We start from the raw sequence: 19,256 nt of genomic DNA, 5'->3' as shown, positions 1-19,256 counted from the left end.
TCGGCGAGGTCCGGGTTGCGGTCGTATCCGAGGACGGTGTGACCCGCGCGGCGAATCCGCTCGCGCATGTTGCCGCCCATCTTGCCGAGGCCGACGAGACCGAGCTCCATCAGTTGTGATCCTTAGGTATGCGACGTGGCGTGACGGCACGTACGTGCCGGCGTCCGAGCCTAAACCCGGACGCCCGCGCACATCTGTGGGCATACGCGCTCAGACGCATCCCTCACCAGCGGCTTTACCCGGGACGACGCCGAGCCGTCGAGCCGCACCGGCATGCTGCGATCCTGTGGGGACAACCCCCCACCCCCGGCAGCCGCTGCGGCGGGTGTGCCTCAGCCGCTGAGCCGCACCGGCATGATCAGGTACTTGTAGGCATCGTCCGCCTCCGCGTCCACCGCCGGGCGGCCGCTGAGCAGTGCCGGCTTGGTGGACGTGGTGAAGGACAGCTGGGCCACCGGGGAGTCGATGGCGCTCAGGCCGTCCAGCAGGAACGTCGGGTTGAAGGCGATCGAGATGTCGTCGCCCTCCAGCTGGGCGTCGACCCTTTCCACAGCCTGTGCGTCGTCGCTGGAACCTGCCTCCAGGATGAGCACGCCCTGCTCGAAGCTCAGCCGCACCGGGGTGTTGCGCTCGGCGACCAGGGCCACGCGCTTGACGGCCTCCACGAAGGGGGCGGTCTCGATCACGGCGACGCTGTTGAACTCGGTCGGGAACAGCGTGCGGTACTTCGGGAGGTCGCCCTCCAGCAGGCGCGTGGTGGTACGGCGGCCGGCGCCCTCGAAGCCGATCAGGCCCTCGCCCGCGCCCGAGCCGGACAGCGCCAGGATCACCTGGTCACCGCTGGTCAGCGCCTTGGCGGTGTCCTGGAGCGTCTTGGCGGGCACCAGGGCGACCGCGGAGACCTCCGGGTTCTCCGGCTTCCACAGGAACTCGCGGACCGCGAAGCGGTAGCGGTCGGTGGAGGCCAGCGTGACGGTGTCGCCCTCGATCTCGATGCGCACGCCGGTGAGCACGGGCAGCGTGTCGTCGCGGCCGGCCGCGATGGCGACCTGCTGCACGGCGGAGGCGAAGACCTCGCCGGGAACCGTGCCCGTCGCGTTCGGCATCTGCGGCAGGGCCGGGTACTCCTCCACAGGCAGTGTGTGGAGGGTGAACCGCGAGGAGCCGCACACCACCGTCGCCCGTACACCGTCTGTGGAAATCTCCACCGGCCGGTTGGGGAGGGCGCGGGAGATGTCGGCCAGCAGACGGCCCGAGACGAGGACCGTGCCCTCCTCCTCGACCTCCGCCTCCACCGACACCCGCGCGGAGACCTCGTAGTCGAAGCTGGACAGGCTCAGCTGGCCGTCCTCGGCCTTCAGGAGCAGGCCGGCGAGGACAGGGGCCGGCGGACGGGCCGGGAGGCTGCGCGCCGCCCAGGCCACTGCCTCCGCGAGTACGTCGCGTTCCACCCGGATCTTCACTGTTGCCGCCTCCTGCTGTTGCCGGCGCTTCTCGCCCTGCCTGGCTTCGTCGTCTGACTCGGTGTCGTCGGCCCCTGGGAGGGGAAGGACACCGGGGACCAGTCTGACGCACCGCACTGACAGTAGGTGCCCCTCGGGGTCAAGTCGTGACGAGTGGCAGCCGGGGCCGAGACAGCGAGTTGTGCACAGGACCCCCTTCGAAACGAATTCCTCGCTCTCTCTAGTTGGGAGTAGTAGTAGGGCCTGTGGATACCGTGGATAACCCTGTTTCCGCAGGTCAGACTGGATATTTTGTCCACTGGCCCTGTGGGTGGAGGCCGTGGACAACTGGGTGTCTCTGTGGAGAACAGAAAGTTCTGCACATCCCGTGCACAGGGAGGGGCGAGTTCTCCCCAGCTCCGTCCCCAGGTTTGCGGGCCTTTCCCACAGGCCCCTGCGGCAGCCCGATGTGACGCCTTTCACTCGCCCCGGTGAAAAGGCGCGTCATGTTGCCGAACAGTGGACAGTCATGTGGAGAACCGGTCGATCACTGGGGACAACGGCCTCCAGCCTGTGGGCTGCCCGTGGACAACTCGATGCTCAGGCTGTGGGTCTCCGACTTGTCCACAGCCTGTGGAGATCGCTCATCCACGTATCCACAGCCTGCTGACCTGGCCCGATCATCCCTCGGCGGGCTGCCCTGTGGACAAGATCGGGACAACTTCCCGGTCCCCAGGATGTGGACGGGAAAAAGTCACCGAATCTGTGGAGGAAGGCCGTAACCCGGCTCCGGAATCGAACAGTGCCGGGGCGCTCCACGAGGGGGCGGGACGCCCCGGGACACGAAGAAGGGCGCCCCCGGAGCGATCCGGGGGCGCCCTCGACGAAGTCGGCCGGCCTGTGCGGGCCGTTCAGCCGGCCTTGATGCGGTTGGTGAGCTCGGTGACCTGGTTGTAGATGGAGCGCCGCTCGGCCATCAGATTGCGGATCTTCCGGTCGGCGTGCATCACCGTGGTGTGGTCGCGGCCGCCGAACAGCGCGCCGATCTTCGGCAGCGACAGGTCCGTCAGCTCGCGGCACAGGTACATGGCGATCTGGCGGGCCGTCACCAGCTGGCGGCCCCGGGAGCTGCCGCACAGGTCCTCGACCGTGAGGCCGAAGTAGTCGGCCGTGGCGCTCATGATGGCCGTCGAGGTGATCTCCGGCGTCGAGTCGTCACCGCCGGGCATGAGGTCCTTGAGGACGATCTCCGTCAGGCCCAGGTCCACCGGCTGCCGGTTGAGCGAGGCGAACGCCGTCACCCGGATCAGCGCGCCCTCCAGCTCGCGGATGTTCCGCGAGATCCGGGAGGCGATGAACTCCAGCACCTCCGGCGGGGCGTTGAGCTGCTCCTGGACCGCCTTCTTGCGCAGGATCGCGATGCGCGTCTCCAGCTCCGGCGGCTGGACGTCGGTGATCAGGCCCCACTCGAAACGGTTCCGCAGCCGGTCCTCCAGGGTGACCAGCTGCTTGGGCGGCCGGTCGCTGGAGAGCACGATCTGCTTGTTGGCGTTGTGGAGCGTGTTGAAGGTGTGGAAGAACTCCTCCTGTGTCGACTCCTTGTCCGCCAGGAACTGGATGTCGTCGACGAGCAGGATGTCCATCTCGCGGTACCGCTTGCGGAAGCTGTCGCCCTTGCCGTCGCGGATCGAGTTGATGAACTCGTTGGTGAACTCCTCCGAGCTCACGTACCGCACCCGCGTGCCGGGATACAGGCTCCGCGCGTAGTGCCCGATCGCGTGCAGCAGGTGGGTCTTGCCGAGCCCGGACTCCCCGTAGATGAACAGCGGGTTGTAGGCCTTCGCCGGTGCCTCGGCGACGGCGACCGCGGCCGCGTGCGCGAAGCGGTTGGACGCGCCGATGACGAACGTGTCGAAGAGGTACTTCGGGTTCAGCCGCGCGGTCGGCTCACCGGGGCCCGCCGCCGGTGCCGGCTGTGCCGCCAGCGGGCCGGGCGCGCCGGTGGTGGGCAGGTTGGGGCCCACGGGGCCGCCGCGGTGGACGTGCCCGGAGCCGGAGGGGGTGTCGGGCAGTTCGCGGCGCATGGCGTCGCGCTGGTCGTAGTCGCCGCGTGACGTGTCGTAGTCGGGGCGCTGCTGGTCGTACGACGGCCGGTCCACGGGCTGCGGACGGTAGTCCTGTACGGGCGGGTTGCCGCCGTAGCTGTCCTGTGGGCCGTAGCCGTCCGGCGGGCCATAGGCGTCCTGCGGGGGTGTGGCGTACGGGTCCCGCTCCGGGAAGCCGAGGCGCTGCTGCTGCCAGCCGTACTCCTCCTGCGCCGGCCGCGGCCAGGCGCCGGGCTCCGGACGCTGGTACTCCGAGGGGTAGGCGGGCCGGGCGGTGGGCAGCTGGTCACCGGAGGGGCCCTGCTGCTGGTCGGCACGGCGGCGTCCGTATCCCTCGTAGCCGTCGTATCCCTCGTACGGCTCGCGCTCCTGCCGGTCCGGCCGCTCGAGGTGCTCGGGGCGGTCCTGGCGGACAGCTGGGAGCTCTGGCTCCTCGTAGCGAGGCTGGGGGCGGGGTGCCGGTGGGGGCGAGGGCTCGCCGGCGGTGTCGTCGACGGTGATCGCGATGCGGATCGGGCGTCCGCACTCGCGGCTCAGGCTCTCGCTGACGACGGGGGCGAGGCGGCCCTCGAGCACGCCCTTCGCGAACTCGTTGGGTACGGCGAGCAGCGCGGTGTCGGCGACGAGTGCCAGCGGCTGGCAGCGCCGGATCCAGTGCTCGTCCTTGACCTCGACCCCCTGTCCGCGGCCCTCTCCGAGGAGCTGCTCCAGTACGCGTGGCCACACTGCGGCAAGATCGGCAGGTACGTCAGCCACAGGGCACGCTCTCTCACAGGTCCTTCGATCGTGTGATGCGAAGGACGGGTCGGGATGTAAATCGGGTGGTGGAGGGTCAAGAGAAGGAATCGTCAAGGGAACGAATCGGAGTCAAGCCACGGTAGTCAGCGCGACCGGTACGGTTCAAGTTGTTGTCCCCAGGCTGTGGACAAGTGTCTCCCACTCGTCGCCGGTTTGACCGAATGGCGCAGTCGCGCGTACCGTGACCAGGTCGAGTTGTCGATGGCTGCTGCCGCCTGCCTCCGATGGGCACAGATCACGCAAGGTGATCGGTCAGCGGTGCACTCGGGCGTAACGCGAGCTACTCGTGGGCGCACGGTGACAGCCAGGACGGCACCCCGCAAACACCGAGTCTTTCTGGAGCCCCCGAGTGAGCAAGCGCACCTTCCAGCCGAACAACCGTCGTCGCGCCAAGACCCACGGCTTCCGGCTGCGTATGCGCACCCGTGCCGGCCGCGCGATTCTCGCGTCCCGCCGTAGCAAGGGTCGCGCCCGTCTGTCCGCCTGATCCCGGTCAGGTCATGACGTCGTGCTGCCCACCGAGAACCGGCTGAGGCGGCGCGAGGATTTCGCGACCGCGGTACGACGAGGGCGCCGGGCAGGAAGCCGGCATCTCGTCGTCCATCTTCGTAGCGGTGCCACGGACCCGCATGCGCCTGGGGAGAGCGCTCCCCCGCCGTGTGCGGGTTTCGTCGTGAGCAAGGCCGTGGGTGGCGCGGTGGTGCGCAACAAGGTGAAGCGCAGGCTTCGCCATTTGATGCGCGAGCGAGTCGACCAGCTGCCCCCCGGTAGCCTGGTAGTCGTACGAGCGCTGCCCGGTGCGGGTGACGCCGACCATGCACAACTGGCCCGAGACCTGGACGCCGCCCTGCGGCGGCTGCTGGGAGGGGGCGCGCGATGAAGTACCCGCTGCTGGCTCTGATCAAGATCTACCAGTGGACGATCAGTCCGCTGCTGGGGCCGGTGTGCAAGTACTACCCGTCGTGTTCCCACTACGGCTACACGGCCATCGACCGGCACGGTGCCGTCAAGGGCACAGCGCTCACGGCCTGGCGCATCCTCCGGTGCAATCCGTGGTCGCTGGGTGGTGTGGACCACGTCCCTCCGCGCAAGCGTCCGCGGTGGCACGAAATGCTGCGTGACGCCTGGCGCGCACGTAGGGGCGGGACCTCCGCCGCCGAACCGGCCACCGAGGGACGGATCTCTCCCACAGGACCGACGAATCCTTCGAGCCCGGCCGCAGAGACCTCGTCCCATGCCCAAGGAGCATGATTAGTGGACACGATTGCCAGCCTCTTCAGCTTCATCACGACACCTGTCTCCTGGGTCATCGTCCAGTTCCACAAGGTGTACGGCGCCGTCTTCGGCCCTGACACCGGGTGGGCCTGGGGCCTGTCGATCGTGTCCCTGGTGATTCTGATCCGTATCTGCCTGATCCCGCTCTTCGTGAAGCAGATCAAGGCGACGCGCGCGATGCAGACGCTCCAGCCGGAGATGAAGAAGATCCAGGAGCGCTACAAGAACGACCGGCAGCGCCAGTCCGAAGAGATGATGAAGCTGTACAAGGAGACGGGTACCAACCCGCTCTCCTCGTGCCTTCCCATCCTGGCGCAGTCGCCGTTCTTCTTCGCCCTCTACCACGTGCTCAACAGCATCGCGTCGAACGACACCATCGGCGTGATCAACGAGCGGCTGCTGGAGAGCGCGCAGAAGGCCCACATCTTCGGTGCCCCGCTCGCGGCGAAGTTCACGGACAGCTCGGACAAGGTCGAGGCGCTCAACTCCTCGCTGACCGATGTCCGCATCGTCACGGCCATCATGATCGTCCTGATGTCGCTGTCGCAGTTCTACACGCAGCGCCAGCTGATGACGAAGAACGTCGACACCACGGTGAAGACGCCGTTCATGCAGCAGCAGAAGATGCTGATGTACGTCTTCCCCATCATCTTCGCCGTCTTCGGCATCAACTTCCCGGTCGGTGTCCTCGTCTACTGGCTGACCACCAACGTGTGGACCATGGGCCAGCAGATGTACGTCATCCGCAACAACCCCACGCCGGGTTCCAAGGCGCAGGCCGCGTACCTGGAGCGCCTCTCCAAGAGCGTCTCCAAGCACGGCAGGACCCGCGGCCGCGGCGAGCGCGCCATCGTCAAGGCCATCGTCGCGAAGGGCCGGGACCGCAACGAGTACGAGCGCAAGTTCGTCAACGGCCTGAACAAGGAGGGCCTCGCGGTCCAGGCCGACGGCACGGTGATCAAGAGCGAGAGCACGGCCGCCGCCCAGGCCGAGGAGGTCGCCGCCGCCAAGCGGCAGCAGCCCAAGCGGCAGACCAAGGCCAAGCGCCAGTCCGGTACGGCCAAGGCGGCCGGTGAGCCCACCTCGCTGACCAAGTCCTCCGAGCCCGAGGACGCCAAGCCCGCCGCCCCTGCCAAGAAGGACAACGCCAAGCCTGCCGGCAGTACCCGCAGCAGGGCCCAGTCCGGGCAGCGCAAGGGTCCGCAGCGGCCCAAGTCCCCGTCCAAGAAGTAAGAAGGAGACCATCCCGTGACGGAAGGCACCACCTCCGCCGCTGCCGAGGGCACAGACACCCTGACCCGCCTGGAGCAGGAGGGCGAGATCGCGGCGGACTATCTGGAGGGTCTGCTCGACATCGCCGACCTCGACGGCGACATCGACATGGACGTCGAGGCCGACCGAGCCTCCGTCTCGATCATCAGCGACACGGGCAGCCGTGACCTGCAGAAGCTGGTGGGTCGTGACGGTGAGGTGCTGGAGGCGCTCCAGGAGCTCACGCGTCTGGCCGTGCATCGGGAGACCGGGGACCGCAGCCGTCTCATGCTCGACATCGCCGGCTACCGGGCCAAGAAGCGGACCGAGCTGTCCGAGCTGGGTGCCAAGGCCGCGGCCGAGGCCAAGAGCAGCGGCGAGGCCGTGAAGCTGGACCCGATGACGCCGTTCGAGCGCAAGGTCGTGCACGACGCGGTCAAGGCGGCCGGCCTGCGCAGCGAGTCCGAGGGCGAGGAGCCGCAGCGCTTCGTCGTCGTGCTTCCCGCCTGATCGGTTCTACGTTCCACCGGCCCCGTCTGTTGCGCAGACGGGGCCGAACTTTGTCAGCCTGATAGTTCTGTGGTTCTGGTGTCGGCGCCCGGTGCCGGCACGGTACGGAAGGACGGTCCCCCGTGACGGAGGCAGCGGAGCTTCCCCCCGCGCCCGAGCAGGCACGTGAGGTGTTCGGCGATCGCTTCGAGGACGCGGTCCGGTACGCGGAGCTGCTCGCCGAGGCGGGCGTGCAGCGCGGCTTGATCGGGCCGCGCGAGGTGCCCCGCCTGTGGGAGCGGCATCTGTTGAACTGCGCGGTGCTCTCGGAGGTCGTGCCCGAGGGCGTGACGGTGTGCGATGTGGGCTCGGGTGCCGGCCTGCCGGGCATCCCCCTGGCGCTGGTCCGGGAGGACCTCAAGATCACTCTGCTGGAGCCGCTGCTCCGGCGTACCAATTTTCTGACCGAGGTCGTCGAGCTGCTCGGACTGGACCACGTGACGGTCGTGCGTGGCCGGGCCGAGGAGGTCATGGGGAAGCTGCCTCCGGTGCATGTGGTGACCGCTCGCGCCGTGGCCCCGCTCGACCGCCTGGCCACATGGGGCATTCCTCTGCTGCGTCCCTACGGCGAGATGCTGGCGCTCAAGGGCGACACCGCCGAGGAGGAGCTGAAGAGCGCGGCGACGGCACTGAGCAAGCTCGGTGCCGTGGAGACGTCCATCGTGCATGTGGGCGAGGGCGTCGTGGATCCGATGTCCACGGTGGTGCGGGTCGAGGTCGGGGAGAGCCCGGGCGGTGTGCGGTTCGCGGCGAAGCGCGCGAAGGCTGCTCGTACGGGACGGGCCCGGCGCCGGCGCTGAGAGCGGGCGGGGCTGAGCCGACGATGACCGAATCGTCGGAGTGCGGCCCGATGAAGTGGGGTCCGACGGAGTGGGGTCCGTCCTGAGAGCCGGACGTACTCCACACAAGCTGCCGAACCCATGCAGGTCGGAGTGTCGCGGCAGCGCCGCCTCGGCTGCTGTGCATCGTGTTTCACGTGAAACATCGCTCACTGCTGCACGGCATCATCAGTCGGGGCCGCGCTGCGGCCGAACCCCGTGACCGGAAGCCTCTCGGTTCGCTTCGAGAGGCTTCCGGTCACGACGAGACACCGGCCTCCCCAAGGGGTATGGAGTTGTCCACAGAGGTGGATTTCTCCACAGAAGGTCAGGGCTCACTGGTTCGCGACCCCGAAGGCATGGGAGGCTCTGTTCATAGCGAGCCTGAAGTCGAGGAGAGTGAATCCTTGCGGTCCGACGCCAACATCGCGGGACCGATGACCGATCCGGTCCCCGGCCCCCGTACCGAGTCGACGGGAGCGGATGTTTCACGTGAAACACCGCCTCCGATGGACGACACTCCCATCGGTCGTGCTGCCCAACTGGCGGTGGAGGCTCTGGGGCGAGCCGGTGAGGGCCTGCCACGGCCCGAGCAGACCCGCGTCATCGTGGTCGCCAACCAGAAGGGCGGTGTCGGCAAGACGACGACCACCGTCAACCTCGCCGCGTCGCTCGCTCTGCACGGCAGCCGCGTCCTGGTGATCGACCTCGACCCCCAGGGAAATGCGTCCACAGCCCTGGGCATCGACCACCACGCGGAAGTCCCCTCCATCTATGACGTCTTGGTGGAGAGCAAGCCGCTCGCGGGGGTCGTCCAGCCGGTCCCCGATGTCGAGGGGCTCTTCTGCGCACCCGCCACGATCGATCTCGCCGGCGCGGAGATCGAACTGGTGTCGTTGGTGGCGCGGGAAAGCCGGCTGCAGCGGGCGATCCAGGCGTATGAGCAGCCGCTGGACTACATCCTCATCGACTGCCCGCCCTCGCTCGGCCTGCTGACGGTCAACGCGATGGTGGCCGGCCGGGAGGTCCTGATCCCGATCCAGTGTGAGTACTACGCGCTGGAAGGGCTGGGGCAGCTGCTGCGCAATGTCGATCTGGTGCGGGGGCACCTCAATCCCGCCCTGCACGTATCGACGATCCTGCTCACCATGTACGACGGCCGGACGCGTCTCGCGTCGCAGGTCGCGGACGAGGTGCGCACCCACTTCGGCGACGAGGTACTGCGGACGAGCATCCCCCGCTCCGTCCGTATCTCGGAGGCGCCGAGCTATGGGCAGACGGTACTGACTTACGATCCTGGATCAAGTGGTGCCCTCTCCTACTTCGAGGCGGCACGAGAGATCGCGCTGAGGGGCGTCGGCGTCAGCTATGACGCATCACAGGCTCACCTCGGCGTACAGCAGAATGATCCGAGCATGGTGGAGGGCGTCCAGTGAGCGAGCGACGGAGAGGGCTGGGCCGTGGTCTCGGCGCACTGATCCCTGCTCCCCCGACAGAGAAGGCGGTGACACCGCCCGCGGTGAGCGGCGCTGCTTCCCCGTCTCCTTCGGGGGTGTCGATGCTGCCGAACGAGCGTGGAGCCACGCTGCCGACTGTTTCACGTGAAACGGAAGAGGCTTCGGTTCACGGCATCACGGCCGTGCCCGCACCTCCCATGGGCGCGTACTTCGCTGAGATCCCTCTCGATGCCATTACGCCGAACCCCCGACAGCCGCGTGAGGTCTTCGACGAGGATGCGCTGTCCGAGCTCATCACCTCCATCAAGGAGGTCGGTCTCCTCCAGCCGGTCGTCGTACGGCAGGTGGGCCCCGCGAGCTATGAGCTCATCATGGGTGAGCGCCGGTGGCGGGCCTGCCATGAGGCGGGACTCGAGGCGATCCCGGCGATCGTGCGGGCCACGGAGGACGAGAAGCTCCTCCTGGACGCACTGCTGGAGAACCTGCACCGTGCTCAGCTGAACCCGCTGGAAGAGGCCGCCGCCTACGACCAGTTGCTGAAGGACTTCAACTGCACGCACGACCAGCTGGCGGACCGCATCGGCCGATCCCGGCCGCAGGTGTCCAACACGCTGCGTCTGCTGAAGTTGTCCCCGACCGTTCAGCGCAGGGTGGCTGCCGGTGTGCTGTCCGCAGGACACGCACGCGCGCTGCTGTCCGTCGAGGACGCCGAGGAGCAGGACCGGCTGGCTCACCGGATCGTGGCCGAAGGGCTCTCGGTGCGGGCGGTCGAGGAGATCGTGACCCTGATGGGTTCACACCCCCAGAAGGCGCAGCGGTCCAAGGGGCCGCGTGCCGGAGCCCTTGTCTCCCCCGCACTGACGGATCTGGCGACGCGTCTTTCGGATCGCTTCGAGACACGGGTGAAGGTCGACCTGGGGCAGAAGAAGGGCAAGATCACCGTCGAGTTCGCCTCCATGGAGGACCTCGAGCGCATCCTCGGAACCCTCGCTCCGGGTGAGGGACCCGTTCTGCAGAAGAGCCTGGTGGACGACGCATCCGTGGAGAGCGAGTCCTGACCCCTCGGCGGGTTCGGCTGAGCGGCTGACTGGGTGACCAGAGGCGGACCGTTTTCCGGTGTGTACCGGAACACGGTCCGCCCTTTGCTTTTTGGCGGTATCGATGGAATCGCTTCATGGATACGATGCGTTCGGACAGGGCGCATCCACCCGGCAGTACCTCTGAGAGCAAGGCAGGGGCCATGCGAATGACGAGCCGCACCGGACTGGTGAGCGCAGGGCTGGGGGTGGGAGCCATCAGCGGCTTCATCGGCAGCCTGCTCAGGGAACGGAGCGCTCTGACAGCCGCCCGCGAGGCAGCGGGCGAAGGAAGCGAGGAACAGCCTTCATGGGCCGTCGGCTCGTACCGCTCACGCTGGACAACCTTCCGGACCTCCCCCAGCGCTGCCGCTCGTGCGTCTTCTGGGAACTCGACCCCGTCAGTGGCGAGGCATCGGTAAAGGCGGGCACGTCGGCGGTCGAGAAGGAGTCGTGGATCTCGGCCGTCCTCCTGGACTGGGGATCCTGCGGAAGGATCGTCTATGTCGATGACGTCCCCGTGGGCTTCGTCCTCTACGCCCCACCCGCCTATGTGCCACGCTCCACGGCATTCCCCACCAGCCCTGTGTCGCCCGATGCGGTGCAGCTGATGACCGCGTTCATCATGCCGGGGTATCAGGGGCAAGGGCTGGGCCGGGTGATGGTGCAGACGGTGGCCAAGGACTTGCTGCGCCGGGGCTTCAAAGCGATCGAGGCGTTCGGCGACGCCCGCTGGAAGGAACCGGCCTGTGTCCTGCCCGCCGACCATCTGCTGGCCGTGGGTTTCAAGACGGTTCGACAGCACCCCACCCATCCCCGGCTGAGACTGGAGCTGAGGACGACGCTCTCCTGGAGGGAAGACGTCGAGATGGCGCTGGACCGGCTGCTCGGAGCGGTGCAGAAGGAGCCGGCGCTGCGGCCTCTCTGATGGTCCTCATACGAATGGGCCGACCCAGGCGGGTCGGCCCATTCGTGTTTCACGTGAAACATGTGCCGCCGGTGAGGCGGTCGGTCGTCACTTGGCGACGGTGATGAACTCTTCGAGGTCGCGGACGATCGCGGCCTTCGGCTTGGCGCCGACGATGGTCTTGGCGACCTCGCCACCCTGGTAGACGTTCAGGGTCGGGATGGACATGACGCCGTACTTGGCGGCCGTGGCCGGGTTCTCGTCGATGTTCAGTTTGACGATCTCGATCTTGTCCCCGTACTCGGAGGCGATCGCCTCGAGGGACGGAGCGATCTGACGGCACGGACCGCACCAGGCGGCCCAGAAGTCCACCAGAACGGGCTTGTCGCTCTTGAGGACGTCCTGCTCGAAGGAGTCGTCGGTCACGTTCTTCAGGGTGCCGGCCACAGCGGGCTCCTTAACTGGTTGGTGCGTGGGGCGGGTAGGGGTCAGACAGCGGTCTTCTCGGGCTCAGCCTTCTCCTCGTCCGCGAGAGCGGCGAGGAAGCGCTCGGCGTCGAGGGCGGCGGCACAGCCCGTACCGGCCGCGGTGATCGCCTGGCGGTAGGTGTGGTCGACCACGTCACCGGCACCGAAGACACCGGTGAGGTTCGTGCGCGTCGAGGGCGCCTCGACCTTCAGGTAGCCCTCCTCGTCCAGCTCCAGCTGGCCCTTGAAGAGCTCGGTGCGCGGGTCGTGGCCGATCGCGATGAAGAGGCCGGTCACCGCCAGGTCGGAGAGCTCACCGGTCTTGACGTTGCGCAGCTTCAGACCCGAGAGCTTCTGGTCGCCCTGGACCTCGGCGACCTCGCTGTCCCAGACGAACGAGATCTTCGGGTCGGCGAAGGCACGCTCCTGCATCGCCTTGGAGGCGCGCAGGGTGTCACGACGGTGGACGATCGTCACGGACTTGGCGAAGCGGGAGAGGAAGGTGGCCTCCTCCATCGCGGTGTCGCCCCCGCCGATCACGGCGATGTCGTGGTCCTTGAAGAAGAACCCGTCACAGGTGGCACACCACGAGACACCGCGGCCGGAGAGGGCGTCCTCGTTGGGCAGGCCGAGCTTGCGGTGCTGCGAGCCGGTGGTGACGATGACGGCCTTCGCCCTGTGGACCGTGCCGGCGGTGTCCGTGACGGTCTTGATCTCACCGGTCAGATCGACGGCGACCACGTCGTCAGGGACGAGCTCTGCACCGAAGCGCTCCGCCTGGGCCCGCATGTTGTCCATGAGCTCGGGGCCCATGATGCCGTCCTGGAAGCCGGGGAAGTTCTCCACCTCGGTGGTGTTCATCAGCGCGCCGCCGGCGGTGACGGCGCCCTCGAACACCAAGGGCTTCAGCGACGCACGGGCGGTGTAGAGCGCCGCCGTGTAGCCGGCGGGCCCCGAGCCGATGATGATCACGTTACGGACGTCGCTCACGGCTTGTTTCCTCGTCTCTGGTCTGCGTCGGTCGACCGGGGGAGCTTCTTTCGGAACTCTCACCCCACCCAACGGATCCTAAGGGGCGCGCATTCCCGCCGTGTCCGGGCACACGGGCACAGCCTTCTTCCGACAGGGAGAAGCGCACACCGTACGGGATACCACGCAGGAGGGAGACGAAGCGCCGGCCGTCAAGTGCGGGTGTCAGTAACGTGTGTCGGTCGTCAGGAGCGCGTGTAGGAGTGCTTCAGCAGAACCTTCGCCGTGGCGGCCACGGACGGGTTGTCCACACAGGTCGCCTCGACGATGTACGCGGTCACACGGGTGTCGTCCGAGGCGTCGGGAAGCACGACGAGCATCGCTTCCTTCCCCTTGTACGTGCCCTTCTCGGTGGCGAGTGCGGCGTCGTTGCGGCCGATGCCGTCACTGACGCACTTCGGCACCACGGAGTTCTTGAGGACCCTGGGGCTGACGGTGTCGAACTCCGACTGAGACCCGAAGGTGTGTGCGGTGCTCGAGCCCTTCATCTCCCCTTGGCTCTGTGCGAGGAGATCGGTGACCTGCTTCTCCAGCTTCCCCTCGGAGAAGGTGTCCGAGGCGGCCGTCCGGGGTCCCTCGTTCTGACCGGTGCCGTCGTCCATGGAGGACAACACCGCCGACCCGAGCCCCAGAGCGGCGACCGTGAAGACGGTCCCCAGGACGGCGACCCGGCGGCGCCCGCCGCGCAGGCGGCCCTTGCGTCCCGGTCCGGTCGTGGTGGAGCGGGGGCGCCCGGTCGGCCGGTCCTGGGACGTCGATGTTTCACGTGAAACATGTGCGGTCTCGTCATCGGAGGCCGTGGGAGAAGTGCCGTCGAGTTCCCCGGCAGCCTCGGGCACCGGTGCCGTGGCGTGCAGCAGGGCTTCCGCGGCCAGTGCGGCGTCGATGCGGCCCGCCACCTCGGCGGGCATGCGGGGCGGTCCCGGCGCCGTGCCGAGCAGGTCACGGATCTCCTCGAGCGAGGCGTGGACGTCCGCGCAGAGCGCACACTCGTCCAGATGCCGGCGTACGTCGGCGCTCCGGGCCGAGGGGAGGAGCCCTTCGGTCAGGTCGGAGATCTCCGCGACGTCCGGGTGCTCGGCCATGTCTGTCGTCGACGTCACGCTCGCCCACCTCCGCCCTTCACTGCAGCCGGGTCGTTCGGTCCTGGGTCCGGCGGATCCGCTTGCCGCGGGTCCGCTGCGGGTGGGACGGGCGTCCCCTGCGTCCGGTTCCGTCCCTCACCCTGTTTCCTGCTCCCACCGGGGCCGTCCGGCCGTAGATGAGCGAGCAGGGGCAGGAGTCTGGCTCTGCCCCGTGCACAGCGGCTCTTCACCGTGCCGGTGGGTACATCGAGGACGCGAGCGGCTTCGGCGACCGGATAACCCTGCATGTCCACGAGGACGAGCGCGGCCCGCTGATCGGGCGGGAGGGTGCCCATGGCTTCGATGAGCTGGCGGTGCAGATCGTTGCGCTCCGCGGGCGCGGAGGCGGACTCGTGGGGTTCGAGCAACTGCTCCAGACGCTCCGTGTCGTCGACCGGAGCGGTCTTGCGGGAGGCCGTCTTGCGGGCGCGGTCGAGGCAGGCGTTCACCGTGATCCGGTGCAGCCATGTCGTGACGGCCGACTGGCCGCGGAAGGTGTGGGCGGCCCGGTAGGCGGAGACGAGGGCGTCCTGGACGGCGTCAGCGGCCTCCTCACGGTCGCCGAGCGTCCGGAGGGCCACGGCCCACAGCCGGTCACGGTGCCGGCGTACGAGCTCACCGAAGGCCTCGGGGTCGCCCTCCACATGGCGGGCGAGGAGGTCCCGATCACTGACGTTGCCGTAGGTGCTGTCGTCTGCCATCGGACCCCCTCCCCGGGATGCGGCGAGCTGTCAGCCGAGGATTTCGATATCGGTGATGGCCTGCTTGTAGCCGGGCTGGCTGTAGTTGACGGAATCCTGGCCGGAGTACGGCATCGCGGTCAGCCACACCAGCACGTAGCGGCTCTTCACCGGCTTGTCGACCGTCACCTTCGCGGAAGTGCTGTTCGTCGTCGTCTCGCCCAGCTCCTTCATCGAGCTCAGGGGTGTGGACGAGTCCAGTGAGTCGGTGGCGTACAGCTTGACGGTGGTGTGATCGCCGCCGTACCGCAGGGAGAGCGTCGCGGCCGACACCTCCTGGTCGGAGCCGAGGTCGTAGACGATGCCGACTCCGGGCTTGATCACTATTTTCGGACCGTCCCTGTAGCTGTTGGTCCGCCATCCCGTCGACGTGCTGTCGTCGTACGTCAGGTTCACGTCTTCCGGATGTTGGGCGTCTCCCTCGGCCACGTATTCCTGGGCGCCCTCGATGCCGAGCGGCTTGGCCGGCTTGGGCTTGTCGTCGCTCTTGTCGTCGCCGTCCGTCGTCTGTGTCTGGTTGGTGTCGTCGGACTGTTTGTCCTGCTCCAGCAGCGCGTCCGCGAGCTGCCAGCTGCCCAGGCCCAGCGCGGCGATCAACAGGGCCGAGACGGCCCACTTCAGTGCCTTGCCCGTGCGGCTCTGCAACGGGGGAGGCGGAGCCGGCACCGGCTGGGCGACGCCGGGGTGCGGCGCCGACCGGCCGTAGGTGCCCTGCTGATAGGTGGTGCGCTGGTAGTCGGGCGGGGTCGCGAACGCGGGCTCCGGCGGGCGGATGCGGGGCATCTCGCCGATCGCCTTCACCAGTTCCTCGGGCGTGGTGCACGCCGACTCGTGGCGTGACGCGGTGGCGCCGTCGTTGGCCAGCGCGCGCATGGCCAGTTCGGACAGTCCGCGGTGGACACCGGCGCGCACCTGGTCGGGCGGGATCAGCCCGATGTCCTTCGGCAGTCCGGACATGCCGTAGGCGTCGTTCTCATACGGCCAGCGCTGGGTGAGCGCCGCGTAGAGCAGGGCGCCGATGGACTCGGTGTCGGTGCGCTGCGGGGTGTCGGAGCTGACGCCGCGCAGCGCCGCGTTCACCGCGAGGCCGCGGATGCGCCACTGGCCGGTCGAGGTGCGCAGGACCGCGTTGGGGTTCAGCCGCAGGTGGGCGAGGCCCTCGCGGTGGGCCGCGGCCATGGCGGCGGAGACCTGACTGACCATCTGGTAGGTGTCGTACACCTCCAGCGGGCCGGCCGCCAGGAGCGTCGTCAGCTCGGTGGCGTCGGGGAGCCACTCGTGCACGACGTAGACGACGTCGTTCTCCTCGACGGCGTCCAGGACCTGGACGAAGCGCGGGTCGCCCAGCAGGGCGGAGGAACGGGCCGCGGCCAGGACCGACCGGGCGCGCGCGTGATCCGCGGGCAGGATGTGCACGCCGACGGCACGGCGGAGCTTCTCGTCCACGGCACGCCAACTGCTGAACCCGTCCAGACGGGTGACGCACTCCTCGAGGCGATAGCGCCTGGCGAGCTTGTGACCGCTGTGCAGTTCGGGTGGCGAGGTCATCGCGGAACCTTCGGCCCCAGTGCTCTCCTGTGCCTCGTCGTTGTCCGTGTCCCGCTCCCGGTTCTGGGCCACCCCGTCGGCCGTGGACTGGTCCGCCTGTGCGGTCAGCGGCTGCTTGCCGCTGTCGTCTGCCACGTCGACGGCAGCTGTGCTCCGTTCGGCCACCGTCGTTCCCTGCCTCCCCATCCCATGCGCGTCGGCCGGCGTCCGTCGCGCGCCGTTCGACGCCGAGACCAATTGTGCCCACAGTCCGCCGCTATGCACGACACACAGTGGCTGACGATGGTTGTGCGCCTACCCCTTGCCTCAGCGTCCAAGGCGTCCGCGCACCATACCGACCAGTGAGTTGACTTCCTCGATCCGCATCCGGCGGGCGGCCACGAAGAAGACTCCGAACAGTACGGCCCCACCGGCCAGCAGTGCCGCGAACGAGCCCAGGACGCCCTGGCCGAGCGTCTGCACGATCCCGTAGCAGGCCGCGCCGCTGAGCAGCGCGGCGGGAACGGAGGCGATGCACAGCCGTGCGTAGGTCCGCAGCACCCTGGAGCCGTCCAGGTCCCCGCCCAGCCGCTTGCGCAGCCGGCGCCAGGCGACGCCGACACCGATCACGTAGGCCAGGCCGTAGGAGGCGGACATGCCGACCACGGCCCAGCGGGCCGGGAGCACGAAGTAGCAGATGCCCGAGGCGATCGCGTTGCCCGCGGCCACGATGACCGTGTTGTAGAAGGGGGTTCGGGTGTCCTCGTACGCGTAGAAGGCCCGCAGGACGACGTACTGCACGGAGTAGGGGATCAGGCCGAGGCCGAAGGCCATCAGCATGAAGCCCATGTTGGTGGCCGCTTCTGTGCCCGAGGAGCCGAACATCAGCGTGCACATCGGGATGCCGAGCGAGACGAAGCCGAAGGCGACCGGCACGATGGCGACGGCTGTGGTGCGCAGACCCTGGGAGATGTCGTCCCGGACGGCACCGGCGTCGTCCTCGGCGGCCGAGCGGGAGATGCGCGGCAGCAGGGCGGCCATCAGGGAAACGGTGATGATGGCCTGGGGCAGACCCCAGATCAACTGGGCGTTGGCGTATGCGGCGAATCCGGTGCCCTTCACATCGGAATCCAGACCCGCGGCGGTGGACAGCTGAGTCACCACCAGAGCGCCTGCCTGGTTGGCGAGGACGAACAGGATGGTCCACTTGGCGAGCATCGCCGCCTTGCCCAGTCCGTGCCCCTTCCAGTCGAAGCGCGGGCGGATGCGGAACCCGGTCTCACGGAGATACGGGATCATCGCCAGTGCCTGGACGACGAGACCGAGCAGGACGCCGACGCCGAGGAGCCGCTGACCCTCCGGAGGGATGTTCGCGACCTCCATCTGCGAGTCCGCGGCGGTGCCGTAGACCCAGATGAAGACGCCGAGCGTGACGATGATGACGATGTTGTTCAGGACCGGGGTCCACATCATCGCGCCGAAACGGCCACGGGCGTTCAGGATCTGACCCATCACCACGTGAATGCCCATGAAGAAGATCGAAGGCAGGAAGTAGCGGGTGAAGGTGACGGCGACGTCATTGGCCTCGGGGTTGCCGGCGACCGGGTTCGACAGGGCGCGTACCAGGAGCGGGGCGGCCAGCCACGCGAGGGCGGTGAGCACCGCCAGGGCCACCATGACGAGCGTCAGCAGACGGTTCGCATACGCCTCGCCCCCGTCCTCGTCCTCCTTCATCGCCCGCACGAGCTGCGGTACGAAGACGGAGTTGAGGCCACCGCCGACGGTCAGGATGTAGATCATGGTCGGCAGCTGGTAGGCGACCTGGAACGAGTCGCCGAGCAGACCGAGGCCCAGGGCCGAGACGATCAGCGCGGACCGGACGAACCCCGTGAGACGGGACACCATCGTGCCCGCCGCCATCACGGCGCTCGACTTCAGCAGTCCCCCGGCCCGGCCGCCCTTCTTCGGGGCGGGGGCGGGAGCCGGTTCAGGTACGGGAGCCTCCGCGGCGGGAGGCGGCGTGGCTCCCGCGTAGTGGCCGGGCGTCGGGGACGACGGGCCCGGCACCGGTGCGGAGGCGTAGGGCTGTGGGCCGCCCACCGGCGGGTGGGCCGGGTGTCCACCGACGTGCTGCTGGGGGTACCCGCCGCCCTGCTGCTGGTCGGGGAAGGCGCCGCTCTGCTGCTGGTCGCGGAACAGGTGGGCGAAGGCGTCCGGCTCATGCCGCTGGTCCCCGGCCTGGCCGACCAGGTCGTCCACGCCCACGAACTGTGTGGTGCGCGGGTCGTCGCCGTACGGCAGGTACTGCGTCGGCCCGTCCGGCTCCGGTGCGGGGGTCTGGGCCCACACCCGCGGGTCGGGAGCGTACGGAGACGGGGGCGGCTGCCCGTACAGCGGCTGCTGAGGGGGGTAGGCGCCGGGAGGGGGCGGCGGGTGCGCGGCGCGGTCGTAGAGCGCCTCGGCAACCGGGTCCTGGGCGGTGAGGTCCTGCGCCCGGTAGGGATCCTGGGCGTAGGCGTCCTGGAGGTACGGGTCGGCGGGCGGCTGCGGCACCTGGTCGTGCCCGGGCGGCGGACCCTGCGGGGGGCCCGACTCGGGATGGCCCGAGTTGCCCGCGGCATGGCCGCGGTCACCGTCGTACGGCGCGTTCATGGTTACCCCACCTCATCGTCCCGGGCCCACCGGCCACGA

18 protein-coding genes are annotated in these 19,256 nt (G+C 68.5%); 9 read left to right on the top strand and 9 right to left on the bottom strand.

The genetic code is table 11. From position 1 onward, the window contains the following. The 3 genes from AB0A94_RS34925 to dnaA all read right to left on the bottom strand — a co-directional run. Positions 1–110 (bottom strand): NAD(P)-binding domain-containing protein (locus tag AB0A94_RS34925; protein ID WP_361750523.1); only part of this gene is annotated, 110 nt, incomplete at its 3' end. Positions 111–332: 222 nt separating this feature from the next. Beyond that, positions 333–1,463 carry a DNA polymerase III subunit beta gene (gene dnaN / locus AB0A94_RS34920; RefSeq protein ID WP_030857039.1) on the bottom strand — a complete coding sequence of 377 codons (1,131 nt, stop codon included), beginning with the start codon at positions 1,461–1,463 and terminating at the stop codon, positions 333–335. 890 nt (positions 1,464–2,353) lie between these two features. Next, positions 2,354–4,303 carry a chromosomal replication initiator protein DnaA gene (dnaA, locus tag AB0A94_RS34915; RefSeq protein ID WP_361750519.1) on the bottom strand — a complete coding sequence of 650 codons (1,950 nt, stop codon included), beginning with the start codon at positions 4,301–4,303 and terminating at the stop codon, positions 2,354–2,356. A 391-nt stretch (positions 4,304–4,694) separates the two neighbouring features. Between dnaA and rpmH the strand changes: the two genes are divergently transcribed. From rpmH to AB0A94_RS34870, 9 genes are all read left to right on the top strand, one after another. Next, a complete protein-coding gene (gene rpmH, locus AB0A94_RS34910) occupies positions 4,695–4,832 on the top strand; it encodes a 50S ribosomal protein L34 (protein ID WP_003956500.1) in 138 nt (45 codons plus the stop codon). Positions 4,833–4,853: 21 nt separating this feature from the next. After that, positions 4,854–5,225: a ribonuclease P protein component gene (gene rnpA, locus AB0A94_RS34905; RefSeq protein WP_361750517.1), complete on the top strand. Its 372-nt coding sequence runs from the start codon at positions 4,854–4,856 to the stop codon at positions 5,223–5,225. Further along, positions 5,222–5,596, top strand: coding sequence for a membrane protein insertion efficiency factor YidD (yidD, locus tag AB0A94_RS34900; protein ID WP_361750515.1), 375 nt, complete (start codon positions 5,222–5,224; stop codon positions 5,594–5,596). The genes rnpA and yidD overlap by 4 nt, the downstream gene beginning before the upstream one ends. Positions 5,597–5,599: 3 nt before the next feature. Then, entirely contained in the window at positions 5,600–6,853 is a 1,254-nt protein-coding gene (yidC, locus tag AB0A94_RS34895; RefSeq protein ID WP_361750513.1) for a membrane protein insertase YidC, read from the top strand. Between the two features lie 15 nt (positions 6,854–6,868). After that, entirely contained in the window at positions 6,869–7,381 is a 513-nt protein-coding gene (locus tag AB0A94_RS34890) for a R3H domain-containing nucleic acid-binding protein (protein WP_361750511.1), read from the top strand. A gap of 122 nt (positions 7,382–7,503) precedes the next feature. Further along, the gene (gene rsmG, locus AB0A94_RS34885; protein WP_217130731.1) at positions 7,504–8,220 is read left to right on the top strand and encodes a 16S rRNA (guanine(527)-N(7))-methyltransferase RsmG; all 717 of its coding nucleotides are present in this window, start codon (positions 7,504–7,506) and stop codon (positions 8,218–8,220) included. Between the two features lie 377 nt (positions 8,221–8,597). Beyond that, positions 8,598–9,674: a ParA family protein gene (locus AB0A94_RS34880; RefSeq protein WP_361750521.1), complete on the top strand. Its 1,077-nt coding sequence runs from the start codon at positions 8,598–8,600 to the stop codon at positions 9,672–9,674. Continuing rightward, entirely contained in the window at positions 9,671–10,753 is a 1,083-nt protein-coding gene (locus AB0A94_RS34875) for a ParB/RepB/Spo0J family partition protein (RefSeq protein ID WP_361750509.1), read from the top strand. The genes AB0A94_RS34880 and AB0A94_RS34875 overlap by 4 nt, the downstream gene beginning before the upstream one ends. Before the next feature lie 328 nt (positions 10,754–11,081). Beyond that, positions 11,082–11,699: a GNAT family N-acetyltransferase gene (locus tag AB0A94_RS34870; protein WP_361750507.1), complete on the top strand. Its 618-nt coding sequence runs from the start codon at positions 11,082–11,084 to the stop codon at positions 11,697–11,699. An 87-nt stretch (positions 11,700–11,786) separates the two neighbouring features. On the opposite strand, the gene trxA is transcribed toward AB0A94_RS34870, so the two are convergent. The 6 genes from trxA to murJ all read right to left on the bottom strand — a co-directional run bounded on the left by trxA (position 11,787) and on the right by murJ (position 19,217). After that, a complete protein-coding gene (gene trxA / locus AB0A94_RS34865; RefSeq protein WP_361750505.1) occupies positions 11,787–12,125 on the bottom strand; it encodes a thioredoxin in 339 nt (112 codons plus the stop codon). 41 nt (positions 12,126–12,166) lie between these two features. Then, positions 12,167–13,135, bottom strand: a complete 969-nt coding sequence (gene trxB, locus AB0A94_RS34860; RefSeq protein WP_361750503.1) for a thioredoxin-disulfide reductase — start codon at positions 13,133–13,135, stop codon at positions 12,167–12,169. Positions 13,136–13,359: 224 nt separating this feature from the next. After that, the gene (locus tag AB0A94_RS34855; RefSeq protein WP_361750501.1) at positions 13,360–14,277 is read right to left on the bottom strand and encodes a hypothetical protein; all 918 of its coding nucleotides are present in this window, start codon (positions 14,275–14,277) and stop codon (positions 13,360–13,362) included. After that, entirely contained in the window at positions 14,274–14,999 is a 726-nt protein-coding gene (gene sigM / locus AB0A94_RS34850) for an RNA polymerase sigma factor SigM (RefSeq protein ID WP_361750499.1), read from the bottom strand. The genes AB0A94_RS34855 and sigM overlap by 4 nt, the downstream gene beginning before the upstream one ends. Before the next feature lie 30 nt (positions 15,000–15,029). Then, positions 15,030–16,751 (bottom strand): protein kinase family protein, encoded by a 1,722-nt coding sequence (locus tag AB0A94_RS34845; RefSeq protein ID WP_361750497.1) that lies wholly within the window; start codon positions 16,749–16,751, stop codon positions 15,030–15,032. Between the two features lie 141 nt (positions 16,752–16,892). Then, the gene (gene murJ / locus AB0A94_RS34840; protein WP_361750495.1) at positions 16,893–19,217 is read right to left on the bottom strand and encodes a murein biosynthesis integral membrane protein MurJ; all 2,325 of its coding nucleotides are present in this window, start codon (positions 19,215–19,217) and stop codon (positions 16,893–16,895) included. Positions 19,218–19,256: the final 39 nt, after the last annotated feature.

Origin of the sequence: Streptomyces sp. NPDC044984, from assembly GCF_040646935.1 — a bacterium.
Lineage (GTDB): Bacteria > Actinomycetota > Actinomycetes > Streptomycetales > Streptomycetaceae > Streptomyces.
Note: the sequence above shows the minus strand (reverse complement) of the source record. Positions and strands in the feature narration are given on the sequence as shown.